Origin of the sequence: Actinomadura sp. RB99, from assembly GCF_014706005.1 — a bacterium.
Classification (GTDB): domain Bacteria; phylum Actinomycetota; class Actinomycetes; order Streptosporangiales; family Streptosporangiaceae; genus Spirillospora.
Genome location: NZ_JABMCA010000029.1, coordinates 1 through 15243 on the forward strand (window position 1 = coordinate 1; position 15243 = coordinate 15243).

Below are 15243 nucleotides of genomic sequence, written 5' to 3' on the forward strand. Positions count from 1 at the left end.
CCGCCGGGCTGGCGCTGCGCCGGCTCGGCCATCCCCTGCCGGGCTGAGCGCCCGGCCGAGCCCCGCCCGGCCGTGCGGGCGCCGCCGGTGGCCGACCCCGCCGGACGCCCCGCCGAGAGGCCGGAGAGGACGGCGACGCCGCCGTCCGGCTCATCACGATGGACCCCACCGCACATCCGCTCCGTTCGCGGACCTGGGGGCCATCGTGATCGAGCTGTGACCACGGGGGCTCGAGATCCGCCGGCGCGGTGCCGGGGGCACCGTGGCCGGTGGGACGACCGGTCACCGGCGTGGCTCGTGCGCGGTTCGTGCGCGGCGACCCGGGCCCGTCCGGCGCCGCGAGTCGACAGGGCGGCGGCGAGCGGTTAACGTCGCGACGTCCGAAGCGAGCAGACGACCACGTCGGGGGGCCTGGTCAGGTGCATGCCACTCATGTCCGCGGATAGCCGGTCGCGACGCGCCGGAACCGCCCGCCGGCGGCCCCGGCGGGGCGGTGCTGCGCGGCTGGCGCTGGCCGCGGCGGCCGCGCTGGCGCTCCCCCTCGCCGGATGCGCCGGCGGCGGGCCGGACTCCTCCGCCCACCCGGAGTCGCCGGGGGCGTCGGGTCCATCCGGAAAGAAGGCGCCCGTGACGAAGTCCCCGGACGCGTGGGTCCCCGGCTACGTCGCGAAGATGAGCCTGGAGCAGAAGGTCGGGCAGCTGTTCGTGCCGACGTTCTCCAGCCGCGCGAGCGCCCTGGCGATCATCCGGAAGTACCACGTCGGCGGGTTCATCTACTTCCCGGAGAACTTCGGCTCGCCCGCCGAGACCGCCGCGCAGTCGAACGCGCTGCAGAAGGCGTCCAAGGTCCCGCTGCTGCTCGGCGTGGACGAGGAGCAGGGCATCGTGTCGCGGACGCCGTTCATCACCCGCTTCCCCGGGAACATGGCGCTCGGCGCGACCCGGAGCACCGCGGACGCGCGCGCCGCCGCGCGGGTCACCGCCACCGAACTGCACGCGGTCGGGATCAACCTGGACTACGCGCCGGACGCCGACGTCAACGTGAACCCGCGCAACCCGGTGATCGGGCTGCGCTCGTTCGGCTCCGACCCGGCGCGGGTGTCGCCGCTGCTGACCGCGGCGATCGCGGGCTACCAGGACGCCGGGGTCGCCGCGACGGCCAAGCACTTCCCCGGGCACGGCGACACCGCGACCGACAGCCACACCGGCCTGCCCGTGATCACGCACTCGGCGGCGCAGTGGCGGAAGCTGGACGCGCCGCCGTTCAAGGCCGCGATCGCCGCCGGCGTCGACCTCGTCATGACGGCGCACATCGTGGTCCCGGGGCTCGACGAGTCGGGCGACCCGTCCACGCTGTCGAAGACCGTGCTGACCGGGCTGCTGCGCGGCGAGCTCGGCTACCGGGGCGTGATCACCACGGACTCGCTGCAGATGGCGGGCGTCCGGGAGAAGTACGGCGACGCGGTCGTGCCCGTGCGGGCGATCAACGCGGGCGCCGACCAGCTGCTGATGCCGCCGAGCCTGTCCAAGGCGTACAACGCGGTGCTGGCGGCCGTCCGGTCCGGGAAGATCACGCAGAAGCGGCTGGACGAGTCCGTCACCCGGATCCTGAGCCTCAAGCAGAGGCGCGGGCTGTTCACGGCGCCGCCGGCCGACCCGGCGAAGGCGTCCGCGCGGATCGGCACGCCGCAGCAGAAGGCGACCGCGCGGCAGGTCGCCGAGCACTCGGTCACGCTGGTCCGCAACGACCGGGGCGTGCTGCCGCTGAAGGGCAGGAAGGTGAGCGTCACCGGTCCGCAGAGCGCGGAGCTCGGCGCCGCGCTGCGCGAGCAGGGCGTCGCGACGACCGCGCCGGGCACCGCCGACGTCCACGTGCTGACCACCCTGAACGCCGGGACGGCCACCGCCGCGCGGGTCGGCGCGCTGGCGTCCAAGCCGGTCGTCGTCGCGGCGATCGGCCGCCCCTACGACCTCGACCACGCCGGCGGCGCCGCCGCGACGCTCGCGACCTACTCCGCCGGCGCGACGTCGATCGGCGCGCTCGCGCGGGTGCTGTCGGGCGCGGTGAAGCCGGTGGGGAGGCTGCCGGTGCCCGCGGGCGGGCAACCCGTTGGTCACGGCTTGTCGTATTGATGGACGCGGGGCCCCGCGGACTGGGAAGATCGGCCCGCCTTCGCACCCCCGGGAGGTCCCCGTGCGCGTTCGTCCGTTCCTGCCCGCTCTGTCCCTGCTGCCCGCGCTGGCCCTCGGCCCGGCCGCCTGCGGCGGGAAGGAGGAGGCGGGGATGCCGCCGCTGACGCCCGAGCCGGGCGACTCGCGGCTCGTCGACGTGACCGCCCCGGCGAAGGACAGCCTTCCCGCACGGCTGGTGCTCTACAAGTACCTGCGCGGCATCGCCGCCGGGAACGTCAAGGTCTGCGCCCTGCTCGCGCCCGCGTACGACCGGGCGGCGTTCGGGCGCGCGGGCGGCTGCCGGTCCGGCGGGCTCGCCGCCGCCCGCGCGAAGCTGCGGCCCGCCGACCTGGCCGCGCTGCGCGGCGTGACCGTCCCGGTCTGCGACGACGGGCCGGGTGAGGGCGAGTACACGGTCGATTTCGCCGACCTGAAGTGGAAGGGCGACCCGGCGCGCCCGGGCGGGGTCCTGGCCGCGAACTACACGCTCGGCAAGACAGGGACCCGCTGGCTCATCACCGGCTGACGGCCGCCCGCGGCAGCGCCCGCGGAGAGACACGGCACCCGCGGTGGGACGCGGCGCCCGCGGTGGGACGCGGCGCCCGTGTCGGACGCTCGCGACGGGCCGCCCACCCCGACGACCCGCCGCGAGCGTGCTCAGACGCCGAGCTCGGCCAGGCCCGGCAGGTGGTCGCGCGCCGCCTCGCGCGCCTGCTCCGCGGAGCGGGCGGCGCGGGCCGCCTCGGCGGCGCGGCGGCACTCGTCCAGCGTGTGCCGGGCCAGGGCGGCCCGGACGAGCGGGAGGGACGGGGCGCTCATCGACAGCGACGTCACGCCGAGCCCGACCAGGACGCAGGCGAGCGCCGGGTCGGCGGCCGCCTCGCCGCAGACCCCGCACGGGACGCCCGCCGCCGCCGCAGGAGCGACCAGGTCGAGCACGGCGGGCTGCCACGGGTCCTGCAGGTGCGCGAGGCCGCCGACCTGCCGGTCGGCAGCGCACGCGTACTGGGTCAGGTCGTTGGTGCCGATGCTGAAGAACTCCACCTCCGGCGCCAGGTCGCGGGCGCGCAGCGCGGCGGCCGGCACCTCGATCATGACGCCGGGATGCGCGATGCCGGCCTCCCGGCAGGCCCCGGCGAAGAACGCGGCCTCCGCCGCGTCCGTCACCATCGGCGCCATGACCTGGAGCTTCACGCTGAGCCCGGCGGCGGCGCGGGCGAGGGCGGCGAGCTGCGCGGTCAGCACGTCCGGATGGCGGCGCGCCATCCGCAGCCCGCGCTCGCCGAGCGCCGGGTTCGGCTCCTCGCCGGGAGGCGGGAGGAACGCGAGGGGCTTGTCGGCGCCGGCGTCGAGCGTCCGGACGACCACGCGGCCCTCCGGGAACGCCTCCAGCACCTTGCGGTAGGCGTCCTCCTGCTCCTCGTCGGACGGCGGCACCGACCGGTCGAGGAACAGGAATTCGGTGCGGTACAGGCCGACGCCCTCCGCGCCGTTCGCGAGCGCGGCGTCCAGGTCCTTCGGCCCGCCGACGTTCGCCAGCAGCGGGACGGCGTGCCCGTCCTTGGTCGCGCCCGGCCCGGACGCCTCCGCGAGCGCGGAGTCGCGGGCCGCGGCCGCGGCGAGCGCGGCGGCGACCTCGGCCTCGGACGGGTCGGGCCGGACGGTCCCGGCGGACCCGTCGACGAGGACGCGGGTGCCGTCGGCGAGCTCCGTCGCGCCCGGCAGCGCCACCACGGCCGGGACGCCCATCGTGCGGGCGAGGATCGCGGTGTGGCTGGTCGGGCCGCCCTCCTCGGTGACGAACGCGACGACCTGCGCCGGGTCGAGCACCGCGGTGTCGGCGGGCGCGAGGTCCCGCGCGACCAGCACGAACGGCTCGTCCGACTCCGGCACGCCGGGCATCGGCAGGTCGAGGAGGCGGGCGATCGCCCGGTCCCGGATGTCGTCGAGGTCGCTGACCCGGGCGGCCATGTACTCCCCCGCCCCGGCGAGCATCTCCCGGTACACCCCGAACGCCTCGAACACCGCGCGGGCCGCGGCCGTGCCCTCGCCGATCTTGGCGGTGACGCCGTCGGCGAGGCCCGGGTCGCGGGCCATCAGCGCCTGCGCGTTCAGCACGTCCCGGCCGTCGGTGTTACCGGCGGCCGCCGCGCGCGCGCCGCGCTCCTCCAGGTCGGCGGCGACGGCTTCCAGCGCGGCCAGCGCGCTGTCGCGTTCGGCCGCCGCGTCGCCGCCGTGCCGGGAACCGGCCTCCGGCTCCGGGACGGCGCCGGCGATGCGCCGCACCGGGCCCGCGCCCACCCCCGGGCTGACGCCCGCGCCGCGCAGGACCTCAGGCACCTTCCGGCTCCGGCGTGGACAGTAGCGCCTCCAGGCTGTCCAGCAGCTCGTCGGCGCCGTCGCCGTCGGCGGCCAGCACGACCTCCTCGCCGTGCCGGGCGTCCAGGCCGAGGACCGCGAGGATGCTCTTGGCGTTCACCGGCGAGCCCCCGCGCTTGGCCACGGTCACGTCCATCGGCGCCTTGGCCGCGGTCTGGACGAACAGCGCGGCCGGCCGCGCGTGCAGCCCCACCCTGGACTCGATCTTGACGTTGCGCTCGCTCACAGAATCTCCCTTGCGCCGCCGCGCACCCGCAGCGCGGGGCCCGGCTCGACATTGACTTCCTTCAGGTCCGCGACCACGTGGTCCGCCGCGGCGAGCGCCGCCACCGGCTGGGTGGTGGCGACGCCGACGCAGGTCATCCCGGCCGCCTTCACGGCCGCGACGCCCGCGGGCGCGTCCTCGAACCCGACCGCCTCGCCCGGCGGGACGCCCAGGTCGCGCGCGGCGGCCAGGTACCCCTCCGGGTGCGGCTTGCCGGTCAGGACGTCCCCGGCGGTCACGACGATGTCCATCAGGTCGCGGACGCCCAGCGCGGCCAGCAGCCGCTCGACGTACGAGCGCTGCCCCGACGTGACGACGGCCAGCGGCACGCCCGCGTCCGCCAGCGACCGCACCAGCTCGACCGCCCCCGGCACGGGGACGTCCGCCGGCACGCCGGGCGCCGTCTCGTACGCCACGGCCTGCTCGAACAGCTCCTCGGCGGTGCGGCCGGGGAACAGGTGCAGCAGCTCCTCCAGCACCTCGATGCCGCGGCGCCCCGCGAACGACCCGATCAGCTCGTCGTCGAACGGCACGCCGTGCGCGTCGAACAGCCGCGCCCACATCACCCGGTTGCGCGGCTCGGTGTCCATCAGGGTGCCGTCGAGGTCGAACACCGCCGCGCGCAGGCCGATCAGCCCCATCCGATCAGCTCCATGTGAACAGCTCGGCCCCCTTGACGACCTCGCCCGCCTCCACGACGTCCGACAGCGCGTCGGCGCCGGCGTCCAGCGCCACCACGGCGCAGATCGGCGAGCGGCCGCCCGCCTCGATGACGGCGGGGTCCCAGGCGACCACCCGCTGGCCGGCCGTGACCTGGTCGCCCTCGGCGACCAGCAGCTCGAACCCCTTGCCCTTCAGCTTGACGGTGTCGATGCCGAGGTGCACGAGCACGCCGTGCTCCTCCTCGTCCACCACCACGTAGGCGTGCGGGTGCAGCTTGACGATCTTCCCGGTGACGGGGGCGATGGCGTGGCCGGGGCCGCGCTCGGGGTCGACGGCGGTGCCCGGGCCGACCATGGCCTGCGCGAACACCGGGTCCGGGACGCCGGCGAGGCCGACCACCCGGCCGGCCACCGGGGACAGTACTCGGGTCATGCGGGGGTTCCTTCTGCTCGGTCGGTACGCGGGTCGGCGCGCCGCTGGGGCGGACTCGCGGCCCCGGGCGCGCGCCCGGGAACGGGTCAGTCGAGGATGTCCTCGATGTCGCTGGCGATGGTGTCGGCCTCCGGGCCGACGACGACCTGCACGACGGTGCCGCTGCGCATGACGCCGAACGCGCCCGCCTTCTTCAGCGCCGCCTCGTCGACCTTGTCGCCGTCGGAGACCTCGGTGCGCAGCCGGGTCGCGCAGGGCTCGATCTCCACGATGTTGTCGGCGCCGCCCAGCGCGGCGACGATGGCCTCGGCCTTGTCCATGTCGTTCTCTTCCCTCGGTGCGTCCGGTCAGTCCGTCTGGGTGACCTTGTTGAGGCCGCGCGGGACGTCGGGGTCGACGCCGAGTCGGCGGGCCAGGTTCTCGACCATGAGCTGGCCGGGGACGATGAGGCCCAGCGGCGCCACCCACTCGGGCAGGCCGGGGCCGGGCAGCGCGGCCGAGCAGGCGTCCGCCAGGCCGTCGCCGCCGCCGACGCCGAACGCCTTGGCGCCCGCGCCCTCCACCCTGCGCGCCAGCGCGATGGTGCCCGGCAGCGTCGGGCCGGAGTCGGCCGCGACCAGCAGCGCGGGGGTCTGCGCGTCGACCACGGCGATCGGGCCGTGCAGCAGGTCGGCGTACGACAGGCCCATGGCGTGCAGGTAGCACGCCTCCTTGATCTTCAGCGCGAGCTCCAGCGCGGTGCCGAACGCGATGCCCCGCCCGGACACGACCGTGCCGGGGACCTTCGCCAGCTCCTCGACGATCTCGGGCAGCGCCGGGGACGCCTCCGCCGCCGCGATCAGCCGCGCCACCTCGTCGGGGACGCGGCGCAGGTCGTCCACGGCGACGTCGGCGCCGAGCCCGAGGCCGAGCACCGCCAGCGCGGCGAGCTGGGTCGTGTAGGTCTTGGTGGCGGGGACCGCGATCTCGTCGCCCGCCTCGGTGATCAGCGCGACCTCGGCGGCCTCCGCCAGCGGCGACCCGGCGCCGTTGGTGACGGCGACGGTGCGGGCGCCGCAGTCCTTCGCCCAGTCGAGGGTCTCGACGATCTCCTCGGTCTTGCCGGACTGGCTGATCGCGACGGCGAGCACGCCGGACAGGTCCAGGCGCCGCTTGTAGGTCGTCGCGATGGACGGGGCGGCGAGGGTGGCCAGCCGCCCGGCGTGCGACTCCACCAGGTAGCGGCCGTACACGGCGGCGTTGTCGGACGAGCCGCGCGCGATGAACAGCACCTGCCGCGTCTCCCGGGCGAGCGCCCCGATGTCGGGCGTGCGCGGCAGCAGCGCGTCGATCGTCCGGCGCAGCGCGTCGGGCTGCTCACCGATCTCGGCGCGCATCAGACTGGTCATGATCCCCCTCCGAAGAGTTCCTGCCCGTTGATCCAGGTCGTACGCGCCCGGTGGTCCGGCCCGAGCCAGACGAGGTCGGCGGCCGCGCCGGGCGCGATGCGGCCGAGGTCGGGGCGGCCGATCAGGTCGGCCGGGACGCGGGTCGCCGCGTCGACCGCCGCGGCCGGGTCGAGGCCGAGGCCGATGGCGTTGCCGACCGCCTCGTCCAGCCGCAGCCCGGATCCGGCGATGGTGCCGTCGGCGCGCAGCGGCGGGCCCTGCTCGGGCATGGTGATCGGCTCGCCGCCCAGCTCGTAGGTGCCGGGCGGCATCCCGGCGGCGGACGCGGCGTCGGTGACGAGCACGACGCGTCCGGCGGCGGCGCGCAGCACCAGCCGCGCGACCTCCGGGCCGACGTGGTGCAGGTCGAGGATGAGGCCGGGGTGCAGCCGCTCGTCGATGAGCGCCTGGACGGCCACGCCGGGGTCGCGGTGGTGGACGCCGCTCTGCGCGTTGAAGATGTGGGTGACCTTGCGGGCGCCGGCGTCGGCCGCGGCGGCGACCTGCGCGGCGGTCGCGTCGCTGTGCCCGACGCTGACCAGCACGCCGGCCTCGGTGAGGCGGCGGATCGCGGCGAGCGCGCCGTCCCGCTCGGGCGCGAGGGTGACGAGCTTGACGAGCCCGGTCTCCAGCAGCGCCTCGACCGCTTCGGGCGCCGGGTCGGCGAGGTGCGCGGCGTTGTGCGCGCCCTTGCGCTTCGGGGAGAGGAACGGCCCCTCCAGGTGGACGCCGAGCACGCGGGCGCCGGGCGGCAGCGCGGGCAGCAGGTCGCGGGTGCGGCGCAGCGCCTCGGCCTGCACCGCGACGGGCGCGGTGATGAACGTGGGCAGGAACGCGGTCACGCCGGTCTCGGGGAGCCGGGCGACGACCTCGCGCCAGCCGGTCTCGCCGGCGTCCGCCATGTCGTGCCCGAAGAACCCGTTGACCTGGAGGTCGACCAGGCCCGGGGCGAGCAGCCCGTCGGCCAGGTGCGCGTCGGCGCCGGGCGGCGTGCCCTCGCCGGCCTCCGTGATGACACCGTCCTCGACGCGGACGTATCCCGGGGAGACCGCGCGGGTAGGACCGTCCGCGGGGGTCATGATCACCCGCTCCGCGGTGATCAGCAGTGATGCCATGGGGGTGCACTCTCCGTGATGCGACCGGTCGCCGCCTGCGCGGCGTACTGGTCTAGTCCGGACTAGACCAGTACGCACCATACTCCACGAATCGGATGGAGCTAAAGATGTCGGCCCGAACTCGTCCGGAACGTCCCTGCCAGGGGGGTCGTGACCTGCACGTTCACCTGATCTTGCACCCCCGGGCATGTGGCCCGGCCGTTACGGTTTCGTGCATTGACACGACTTTCCATAATGTGGTCTAGTCCGGCCTAGACCAGTACGAACAAGTCGATTCACGTCATCCGCCAACGCGTCGATACGGCCGCCGAGGCCATCGAGGACACCCCCAGTGACGACCATCGATCCGCACAGCCCCGTCCCGAAGTACTTCCAGCTGCGCGCCATCCTGCTCGACCTCATCGAGAGCGCCGAGCTCCCCGTCGACGCCCCGATCCCCTCGGAGCGAGAGCTGTGCGTGCGGTACGGGCTGTCCCGCATGACCGTCCGCCAGGGCGTCGACCAGCTCGTGTCGGAGGGGCGGCTGTACCGCGTCCCCGGCAAGGGCACCTTCGTCGCCCGGCCCAAGATCGAGATGCCGCTGCGGCTCGTCTCGTTCACCGAGGACATGCTCGCCCGCGGGCTGCGGCCCGGCGCCGTCGACCTGGACCGCCGCACCGTCCCCGCGGACGCCCGGCTGGCCCGGATCTTCGAGGTCGAGCCCGGCACCGAGATCCACGTGATCGAGCGGCTGCGCACCGCCGACGGCGAGCCCATGGCGCTCGAACGCGCGCACATCCTCGCCTCGCTCGCGCCCGACCTGCTGGACCGCCGCCTCGCCGACCGCTCCCTGTACGGCGTCCTCGAAGCGGTGTACGGGCTGGTCTTCGACGCCGGGGACCAGACCATCGACGCCAGCCTGGCGGACGCGGCCGACGCCAAGCACCTGCAGATCCCGAAGGGCAGCGCCGTGCTGCTCCTGCAACGCCGCTCCTACACCGGAGGCGTCTGCGCCGAGCTGGGAGTGTCGACCTACCGGGCCGACCGCTACCAGATCCACACGGCACTCGGAAATCCCCCGCCGCACTCCTGACACACCCCTGAGGAGGAACCTCTCGATGACTTCGACCACCGTGGACGCCGCGCCGCGGCGGGGGTCGCGCGCCCTCGCGGTGCTGCAGCGGATCGGCCGCAGCCTCATGCTGCCGATCGCCGTGCTGCCCGCCGCGGCCCTGCTGCTGCGCTTCGGCCAGCCGGACATGCTCGGCAAGGACGGCCTCGGCTGGATCCGCGTCGCCGAGGTCGTCGGCGGCGCCGGCCAGGCCCTGTTCGACCACCTGCCGCTGCTGTTCGCGGTCGGCGTCGCGATCGGCTTCGCCAAGAAGTCCGACGGCTCCACCGCGCTCGCCGCCGTCGTCGGCTACCTGGTCTTCGACCAGGTCACCAAGATCATGTTCTCGCACTCGGCCGACCTCAAGGGCCAGGTGCTGATCACCAAGGTGACCGACGGGACCGCCGCGCCGGCCATCGACTTCGGCGCCAAGAACCCGACGGACGTGCTCGGCGGCATCCTCATCGGCGTCGTCGCCGCCCTGCTCTACCAGCGCTTCTACCGGGTGAAGCTGCCCACCTACCTGGCGTTCTTCGGCGGCCGCCGGTTCGTCCCGATCATCACCGCGCTCGCCGCGCTGGTGCTCGGCGTGCTCATCGGCTTCATCTGGCCGGTGTTCGGCGGCTGGCTCACCGACTTCGGCAACTGGATCACCGGCGCGGGCGCCGCGGGCGCCGGCATCTACGGCGTCGTCAACCGGCTGCTGCTGCCGTTCGGCCTGCACCACATCCCGAACTCGCTCATCTGGTTCGTGTTCGGCTCCTACAACGGACCGGACGGCGTCGTGCACGGCGAGATCAACCGGTACCTCGCGGGCGACCCGCACTCGGGCGGCTTCCTCGCCGGGTTCTTCCCCGTGCTGATGTTCGGCCTGCCCGGCGCCGCGCTCGCCATGTGGCGCGCCGCTCCCCCGCACCGCCGCTCCGCGGTCGGCGGCATCATGATCTCCGCCGCGCTCACCGCGTTCGTCACCGGCGTCACCGAGCCGATCGAGTTCGCGTTCATGTTCGTCGCGCCCGTGCTGTACGCGGTGCACGTCGTCCTCACCGGCGTCTCGATGGCGATCCTCAACGCCGCCGGCGCCCAACTCGGCTTCGGCTTCTCGGCGGGCGGCATCGACATGCTGCTGAACGCGTCGAAGGACAACACCAAGGGCCTGCCGCTCATCATCGGCATGGGCGTCCTGTATTTCGTCATCTACTACTTCCTCTTCAAGTTCCTGATCGTGAAGTTCGACTTCGCGACACCGGGACGGGAACCGGAGGACGTGGAGTCCGTCGCCGCCGACCCGGGGTCCAACCCGGAGCTGGCGGGCGGCGAGAAGAAGGCGTCGCGCCGCCGCAAGCAGGAGGCCGAACCCGCCGACTCCTCCAGCACCACCTGACCGACCTCTGCCACCTCGACGGCGGCGGGACGCCCTACAGGGCGCCCGCCGCCGTCCGCATTTCCGGGGCCGGGCTCCGGGGACCGAGACGGCGCCTATGGCGTTACGGCCGTGGCCGTACGTGGTCAGGGGCGTATTTTTCCGCTGCCTCGCGACTCCTGTTCAGAAACGAAGGGGGAGGCACTCATGGGACGACGTCCGGTCAGGAGTTCGGCGGTCCGCATCGTCCGGTACCGCGCCGCGCCGCCGCGGCCAACGGACGGCGCGCTGGCGCTCGATCCCGCGCAGGCGGCGGCGCGGCGGCGGGCCGCAGCGCCCGAACAGAAGGCCGGGGCACCGCCGGGCGGGGCCGTCCTGCCGGGCCGTCGCGGGCCGGGGCCACTGCGAGTGGTGCGGCCCGCGGACGGGATGGACGCGGAGGTCCGGGCCGTCGCCGACACCACGCTGCGGATCGTCGTCGAAGTGCTCGCCGGGACGCGCCCGCCGCACCAGCTGTCGCTGGTCGCGGTCCCGGCGGTGTGCCGCGGCCTGGCACCGCACCGCCGTGCGGTGCCCGACGGGCGGCGGATCGTCCCGCCGCGGGTGCTGTCCAGCCGATTGCAGCGCCCGTCGCCCACCATCGCCGAGGCGTCCGCCGTGGTCGTCGTGGCGGGACGCGTGCACGCGGTCGCGCTGCGCCTCCAGCACCTGCGCGGACGGTGGCGCTGCACGGCCGTCGAGACCACCGCCCCCTGACGGCGCCCCGAACACACGGCGGCCCTGACACAGCTCGGCCCTGCTACGGCGAGGCGCTGCTACGGCGAGGCGCTGCTACGGCGGCCCGTGAAACGGCGAGGCGGCCTCCCGGATGTCCGGGAGGCCGCCTCGTCAGCGCGTCGGCCCTACTTCTTGCTGCGCGGGTCGCCGTGGCAGCGCTTGAACTTCTTGCCGGAGCCGCAGGGGCACGGGTCGTTGCGGTTCACGCCCGCGTACTCGTCCTCCGTCTCCTCGGAGTGGTGCTCCACGCCGCCCTCGCCGTCGACGGTGGGCGCCGAGTAGTCCAGCTTCTTCGGACGCTTCGGCTCGTCGAGGCCCTTGGCGTGGATGACCGGCTCCTCCTCGGCCTCCACCGGGACGGTGTCGGACGGCTCCTCGCCGGCGCCTTCGGACGCCGCGGTCTTGGCGACCGACACCGGCTTCGCGCCCACCTGCGGGGCCTCCGGCTGCTCCTCGACCTCGACCTCGAGGTTGAAGAGGTAGCCGACCGACTCCTCCTTGATGCCGTCGAGCATCGCGTTGAACATGTCGTAGCCCTCGCGCTGGTACTCCACCAGCGGGTCGCGCTGTGCCATGGCCCGCAGGCCGATGCCCTCCTGCAGGTAGTCCATCTCGTACAGGTGCTCGCGCCACTTGCGGTCCAGCACCGACAGCACGACCCGGCGCTCCAGCTCCCGCATGACCTCGGGGCCGAGCTCCTCCTCGCGCTTGTCGTAGGCCGCCTGCGCGTCGTCGCGGATCTTCTCGGCGAGCGTCTCCGCGTCCAGGCCCGAGATGTCACCGTCCGCCTCGTCCTCGACCAGCTGGTCGACGGTGAGGCTGATCGGGTACAGCTGCTTGAACGCCTTCCAGAGCTTCTCGAGGTCCCAGTCCTCGGCGAAGCCCTCGTTGGTGGCGCCCGCGACGTAGCCCGCGACGACCTCGTCGATCATCCGGCGGACCTGGTCGTGCAGGTCCTCGCCCTCCAGCACCTTGCGGCGCTCGGCGTAGATGACCTTGCGCTGCCGGTTCAGCACCTCGTCGTACTTCAGGACGTTCTTGCGCATCTCGAAGTTCTGCTGCTCGACCTGGCTCTGCGCCGACCGGATCGCGTTCGACACGATCTTGGACTCGATCGGCACGTCGTCCGGGATGTTCAGGCGCGTCATGATCGCCTCGACCCGGGCCGAGTTGAACAGCCGCATGAGGTCGTCCTCCAGCGACAGGTAGAACCGGGACTCGCCCGGGTCGCCCTGCCGGCCGGACCGGCCGCGCAGCTGGTTGTCGATGCGCCGCGACTCGTGCCGCTCGGTCGCGAGCACGTACAGGCCGCCGATCTCGACGACCTCCTCGTGCTCGCCCTTCACGGCCTCCTTGGCCTTCTCCAGCGCCTCCGGCCAGGCCGCCTCGTACTCCTCCGGAGTCTCCAGCGGCGACAGCCCGCGCTGGTGCAGCTCCAGGTCCGCGCGGAAGTCGGGGTTGCCGCCGAGCATGATGTCGGTGCCGCGGCCCGCCATGTTCGTCGCGACGGTGACGCCGCCCTTGCGGCCCGCCTCCGCGACGATCGCCGACTCCTGCTCGTGGTGCTTGGCGTTCAGCACCGCGTGCGGGATGCCGCGCCGCTTGAGCATCTTGCTCAGCTTCTCGGACTTCTCCACCGACGTCGTGCCGACCAGGACCGGCTGGCCCTTCTCGTGCCGCTCGGCGATGTCGTCGACCACGGCCTCGAACTTGGCCTGCTCGGTCTTGTAGACGACGTCCGCCACGTCCTGGCGGATCATCGGCTTGTTCGTCGGGATCGGCACCACGCCGATCTTGTAGGTCTTGTTGAACTCCGCCGCCTCGGTCTCGGCGGTACCGGTCATCCCGGACAGCTTGTTGTAGAGGCGGAAGTAGTTCTGCAGGGTGATCGTGGCGAGCGTCTGGTTCTCGTCCTTGATCGCCACGCCCTCTTTGGCCTCGATGGCCTGGTGCATGCCCTCGTTGTAGCGGCGGCCGTGCAGGATGCGGCCGGTGAACTCGTCGACGATCAGGACCTCGCCGTTCATGACGACGTAGTCCTTGTCGCGCTTGTACAGCTCCTTGGCCTTCAGCGCGTTGTTGAGGAAGCTGACCAGCGGCGTGTTCACCGAGTCGTAGAGGTTGTCGATGCCGAGGTAGTCCTCGACCTTCTCCACGCCGGACTCGGTGATGCCGACCGTGCGCTTCTTCTCGTTGACCTCGTAGTCACCGGGACCGTACTCGTCGACCTGCCCGGCGGTGCTGACCAGCTCGGCCCGCTTCAGCCGCGGGACGATCTTGGCGAACTCCGAGTACCACTTGGAGTTCTGCTCGGCCGGACCGGAGATGATCAGCGGCGTCCGGGCCTCGTCGATGAGGATCGAGTCGACCTCGTCCACGATCGCGTAGTTGTGCCCCCGCTGGACGCACTCCTCCAGGCTCCACGCCATATTGTCGCGCAGGTAGTCGAACCCGAACTCGTTGTTCGTCCCGTAGGTGATGTCGGCGGCGTAGGCCACACGGCGCTCGTCCGGGGTCATCTGCGGGAGGATGACGCCGACCTCGAGGCCGAGGAACTGGTGGACGCGGCCCATCCACTCGGCGTCGCGCTTGGCCAGGTAGTCGTTCACCGTGACCACGTGCACGCCGTCGCCGGACAGGGCGTTCAGGTACGCCGGGAGGACACAGGTCAGGGTCTTGCCCTCACCCGTCTTCATCTCCGCGATGTTGCCCATGTGCAGCGCCGCGCCGCCCATGATCTGGACGTCGTAGTGGCGCTGGCCCAGGACCCGCTTGGCGGCCTCGCGTGCGGTCGCGAACGCCTCGGGGAGCAGGTCGTCGAGGGACTCGCCCTCGGCGATGCGCTCGCGGTACTTGTCGGTCAGCTCACGCAACTCGGCGTCGGACATGTCGACGAAGTCTTCTTCGATCGAGTTGACCTGATCCGCGAGCTTCTTGAGCTTGCGCAGAATTTTTCCTTCGCCCGCACGAAGGATCTTGTCGATGACTGGCGGCACTCTCGAAGGCTCCTTGCAGATCGTGGTTCACCGCTCCCGGCGGCACGCACACCACTCGTACGATGCCCATCGTAGGCGAGACCCAGAATGGTCTAGGTCACTCCGCAGCGCAATCCACGGTCCGCCCCGTTTGACGCACGGGGTCCGGGAGAAGATCTCATGCACCATCGGAGGGGAGGCGCAATGTCCGAAGAGTCGCACGGGTCCCACGCCGGCCGGCCGAGTTCCTGGGTCGCCGTCACGATCATCTTCATCGGCTTCGTGGTGGGCGGTGTCGCGCTCTGCAACGGCCCCATGTGGATCACGTTCTGGGTGGGCGTCGGGATCATCGTCCTCGGCATGCTGGCCAGCTGGGTCGTCCACCTGTTCTCCGACGTGGTGCTGGACGCGCCGCGGGTGATCCCCGAGATCGTCGACTACACCCTCTTCGGTTCGCGCAGCTCGAAGCGGCGCGGCGGCGACGCCGGCGAGATCCTCGACCGCCCCACCGCCACCGACCCCCAGCAGACCCCCCACGGCTGACCGACGCCCCAGCGCGCCCGGCTCCCCGCGAGCCGGGCGCGT

14 protein-coding genes are annotated in these 15243 nt (G+C 73.2%); 6 read left to right on the plus strand and 8 right to left on the minus strand.

Going from position 1 to position 15243, the window contains the following annotated elements; translation table 11 throughout:
• Positions 1-627 precede the first annotated feature (627 nt).
• Both amrb99_RS24600 and amrb99_RS24605 read left to right on the plus strand, forming a co-directional pair.
• Complete coding sequence (locus amrb99_RS24600) at positions 628-2133, plus strand: glycoside hydrolase family 3 N-terminal domain-containing protein (RefSeq protein ID WP_347256832.1); 1506 nt, start codon at positions 628-630, stop codon at positions 2131-2133.
• Positions 2134-2194: 61 nt separating this feature from the next.
• Complete coding sequence (locus amrb99_RS24605) at positions 2195-2698, plus strand: hypothetical protein (RefSeq protein ID WP_190860100.1); 504 nt, start codon at positions 2195-2197, stop codon at positions 2696-2698.
• Between the two features lie 131 nt (positions 2699-2829).
• On the opposite strand, the gene ptsP is transcribed toward amrb99_RS24605, so the two are convergent.
• From ptsP to nagA, 7 genes are all read right to left on the minus strand, one after another.
• On the minus strand, positions 2830-4512 hold the full coding sequence (ptsP, locus tag amrb99_RS24610; RefSeq protein WP_190860101.1) for a phosphoenolpyruvate--protein phosphotransferase: 1683 nt from the start codon (positions 4510-4512) through the stop codon (positions 2830-2832).
• Positions 4505-4777, minus strand: a complete 273-nt coding sequence (locus amrb99_RS24615; protein WP_190860103.1) for an HPr family phosphocarrier protein — start codon at positions 4775-4777, stop codon at positions 4505-4507. The genes ptsP and amrb99_RS24615 overlap by 8 nt, the downstream gene beginning before the upstream one ends.
• The gene (locus amrb99_RS24620) at positions 4774-5457 is read right to left on the minus strand and encodes an HAD family phosphatase (RefSeq protein WP_190860106.1); all 684 of its coding nucleotides are present in this window, start codon (positions 5455-5457) and stop codon (positions 4774-4776) included. The genes amrb99_RS24615 and amrb99_RS24620 overlap by 4 nt, the downstream gene beginning before the upstream one ends.
• 4 nt (positions 5458-5461) lie before the next feature.
• Positions 5462-5911: a PTS glucose transporter subunit IIA gene (locus amrb99_RS24625; protein WP_190860107.1), complete on the minus strand. Its 450-nt coding sequence runs from the start codon at positions 5909-5911 to the stop codon at positions 5462-5464.
• A gap of 86 nt (positions 5912-5997) precedes the next feature.
• Complete coding sequence (locus tag amrb99_RS24630; protein ID WP_190860108.1) at positions 5998-6231, minus strand: PTS glucose/sucrose transporter subunit IIB; 234 nt, start codon at positions 6229-6231, stop codon at positions 5998-6000.
• A 27-nt stretch (positions 6232-6258) separates the two neighbouring features.
• A complete protein-coding gene (locus tag amrb99_RS24635; protein ID WP_241755887.1) occupies positions 6259-7299 on the minus strand; it encodes an SIS domain-containing protein in 1041 nt (346 codons plus the stop codon).
• Complete coding sequence (gene nagA / locus amrb99_RS24640; protein WP_190860109.1) at positions 7296-8453, minus strand: N-acetylglucosamine-6-phosphate deacetylase; 1158 nt, start codon at positions 8451-8453, stop codon at positions 7296-7298. The genes amrb99_RS24635 and nagA overlap by 4 nt, the downstream gene beginning before the upstream one ends.
• 331 nt (positions 8454-8784) lie before the next feature.
• On the opposite strand from nagA, the gene amrb99_RS24645 reads away from it, so the two are divergent.
• The 3 genes from amrb99_RS24645 to amrb99_RS24655 all read left to right on the plus strand — a co-directional run bounded on the left by amrb99_RS24645 (position 8785) and on the right by amrb99_RS24655 (position 11662).
• Entirely contained in the window at positions 8785-9525 is a 741-nt protein-coding gene (locus tag amrb99_RS24645; protein WP_190860110.1) for a GntR family transcriptional regulator, read from the plus strand.
• Positions 9526-9550: 25 nt separating this feature from the next.
• Positions 9551-10927 carry a PTS transporter subunit EIIC gene (locus amrb99_RS24650; protein WP_190860111.1) on the plus strand — a complete coding sequence of 459 codons (1377 nt, stop codon included), beginning with the start codon at positions 9551-9553 and terminating at the stop codon, positions 10925-10927.
• Positions 10928-11113: 186 nt separating this feature from the next.
• Positions 11114-11662 (plus strand): Rv3235 family protein, encoded by a 549-nt coding sequence (locus amrb99_RS24655; RefSeq protein WP_190860112.1) that lies wholly within the window; start codon positions 11114-11116, stop codon positions 11660-11662.
• Between the two features lie 146 nt (positions 11663-11808).
• Here the strand turns inward: amrb99_RS24655 and secA are convergent, their stop codons facing one another.
• Complete coding sequence (gene secA / locus amrb99_RS24660) at positions 11809-14679, minus strand: preprotein translocase subunit SecA (protein WP_190860113.1); 2871 nt, start codon at positions 14677-14679, stop codon at positions 11809-11811.
• A gap of 183 nt (positions 14680-14862) precedes the next feature.
• Here secA and amrb99_RS24665 point away from each other — a divergent pair, with 183 nt between their 5' ends.
• On the plus strand, positions 14863-15201 hold the full coding sequence (locus amrb99_RS24665; RefSeq protein WP_190860115.1) for an HGxxPAAW family protein: 339 nt from the start codon (positions 14863-14865) through the stop codon (positions 15199-15201).
• Positions 15202-15243: the final 42 nt, after the last annotated feature.

What these genes read in the sequence shown, in the direction of transcription:
- amrb99_RS24635 (WP_241755887.1), bottom strand. Translation starts at nt 7,299, where the DNA reads ATGACCAGTCTGATGCGCGCCGAGATCGGTGAGCAGCCCGACGCGCTG.
- amrb99_RS24650 (WP_190860111.1), top strand. Translation starts at nt 9,551, where the DNA reads ATGACTTCGACCACCGTGGACGCCGCGCCGCGGCGGGGGTCGCGCGCC.
- amrb99_RS24620 (WP_190860106.1), bottom strand. Translation starts at nt 5,457, where the DNA reads ATGGGGCTGATCGGCCTGCGCGCGGCGGTGTTCGACCTCGACGGCACC.
- amrb99_RS24665 (WP_190860115.1), top strand. Translation starts at nt 14,863, where the DNA reads ATGTCCGAAGAGTCGCACGGGTCCCACGCCGGCCGGCCGAGTTCCTGG.
- nagA (WP_190860109.1), bottom strand. Translation starts at nt 8,453, where the DNA reads ATGGCATCACTGCTGATCACCGCGGAGCGGGTGATCATGACCCCCGCG.
- amrb99_RS24630 (WP_190860108.1), bottom strand. Translation starts at nt 6,231, where the DNA reads ATGGACAAGGCCGAGGCCATCGTCGCCGCGCTGGGCGGCGCCGACAAC.
- amrb99_RS24625 (WP_190860107.1), bottom strand. Translation starts at nt 5,911, where the DNA reads ATGACCCGAGTACTGTCCCCGGTGGCCGGCCGGGTGGTCGGCCTCGCC.
- amrb99_RS24655 (WP_190860112.1), top strand. Translation starts at nt 11,114, where the DNA reads ATGGGACGACGTCCGGTCAGGAGTTCGGCGGTCCGCATCGTCCGGTAC.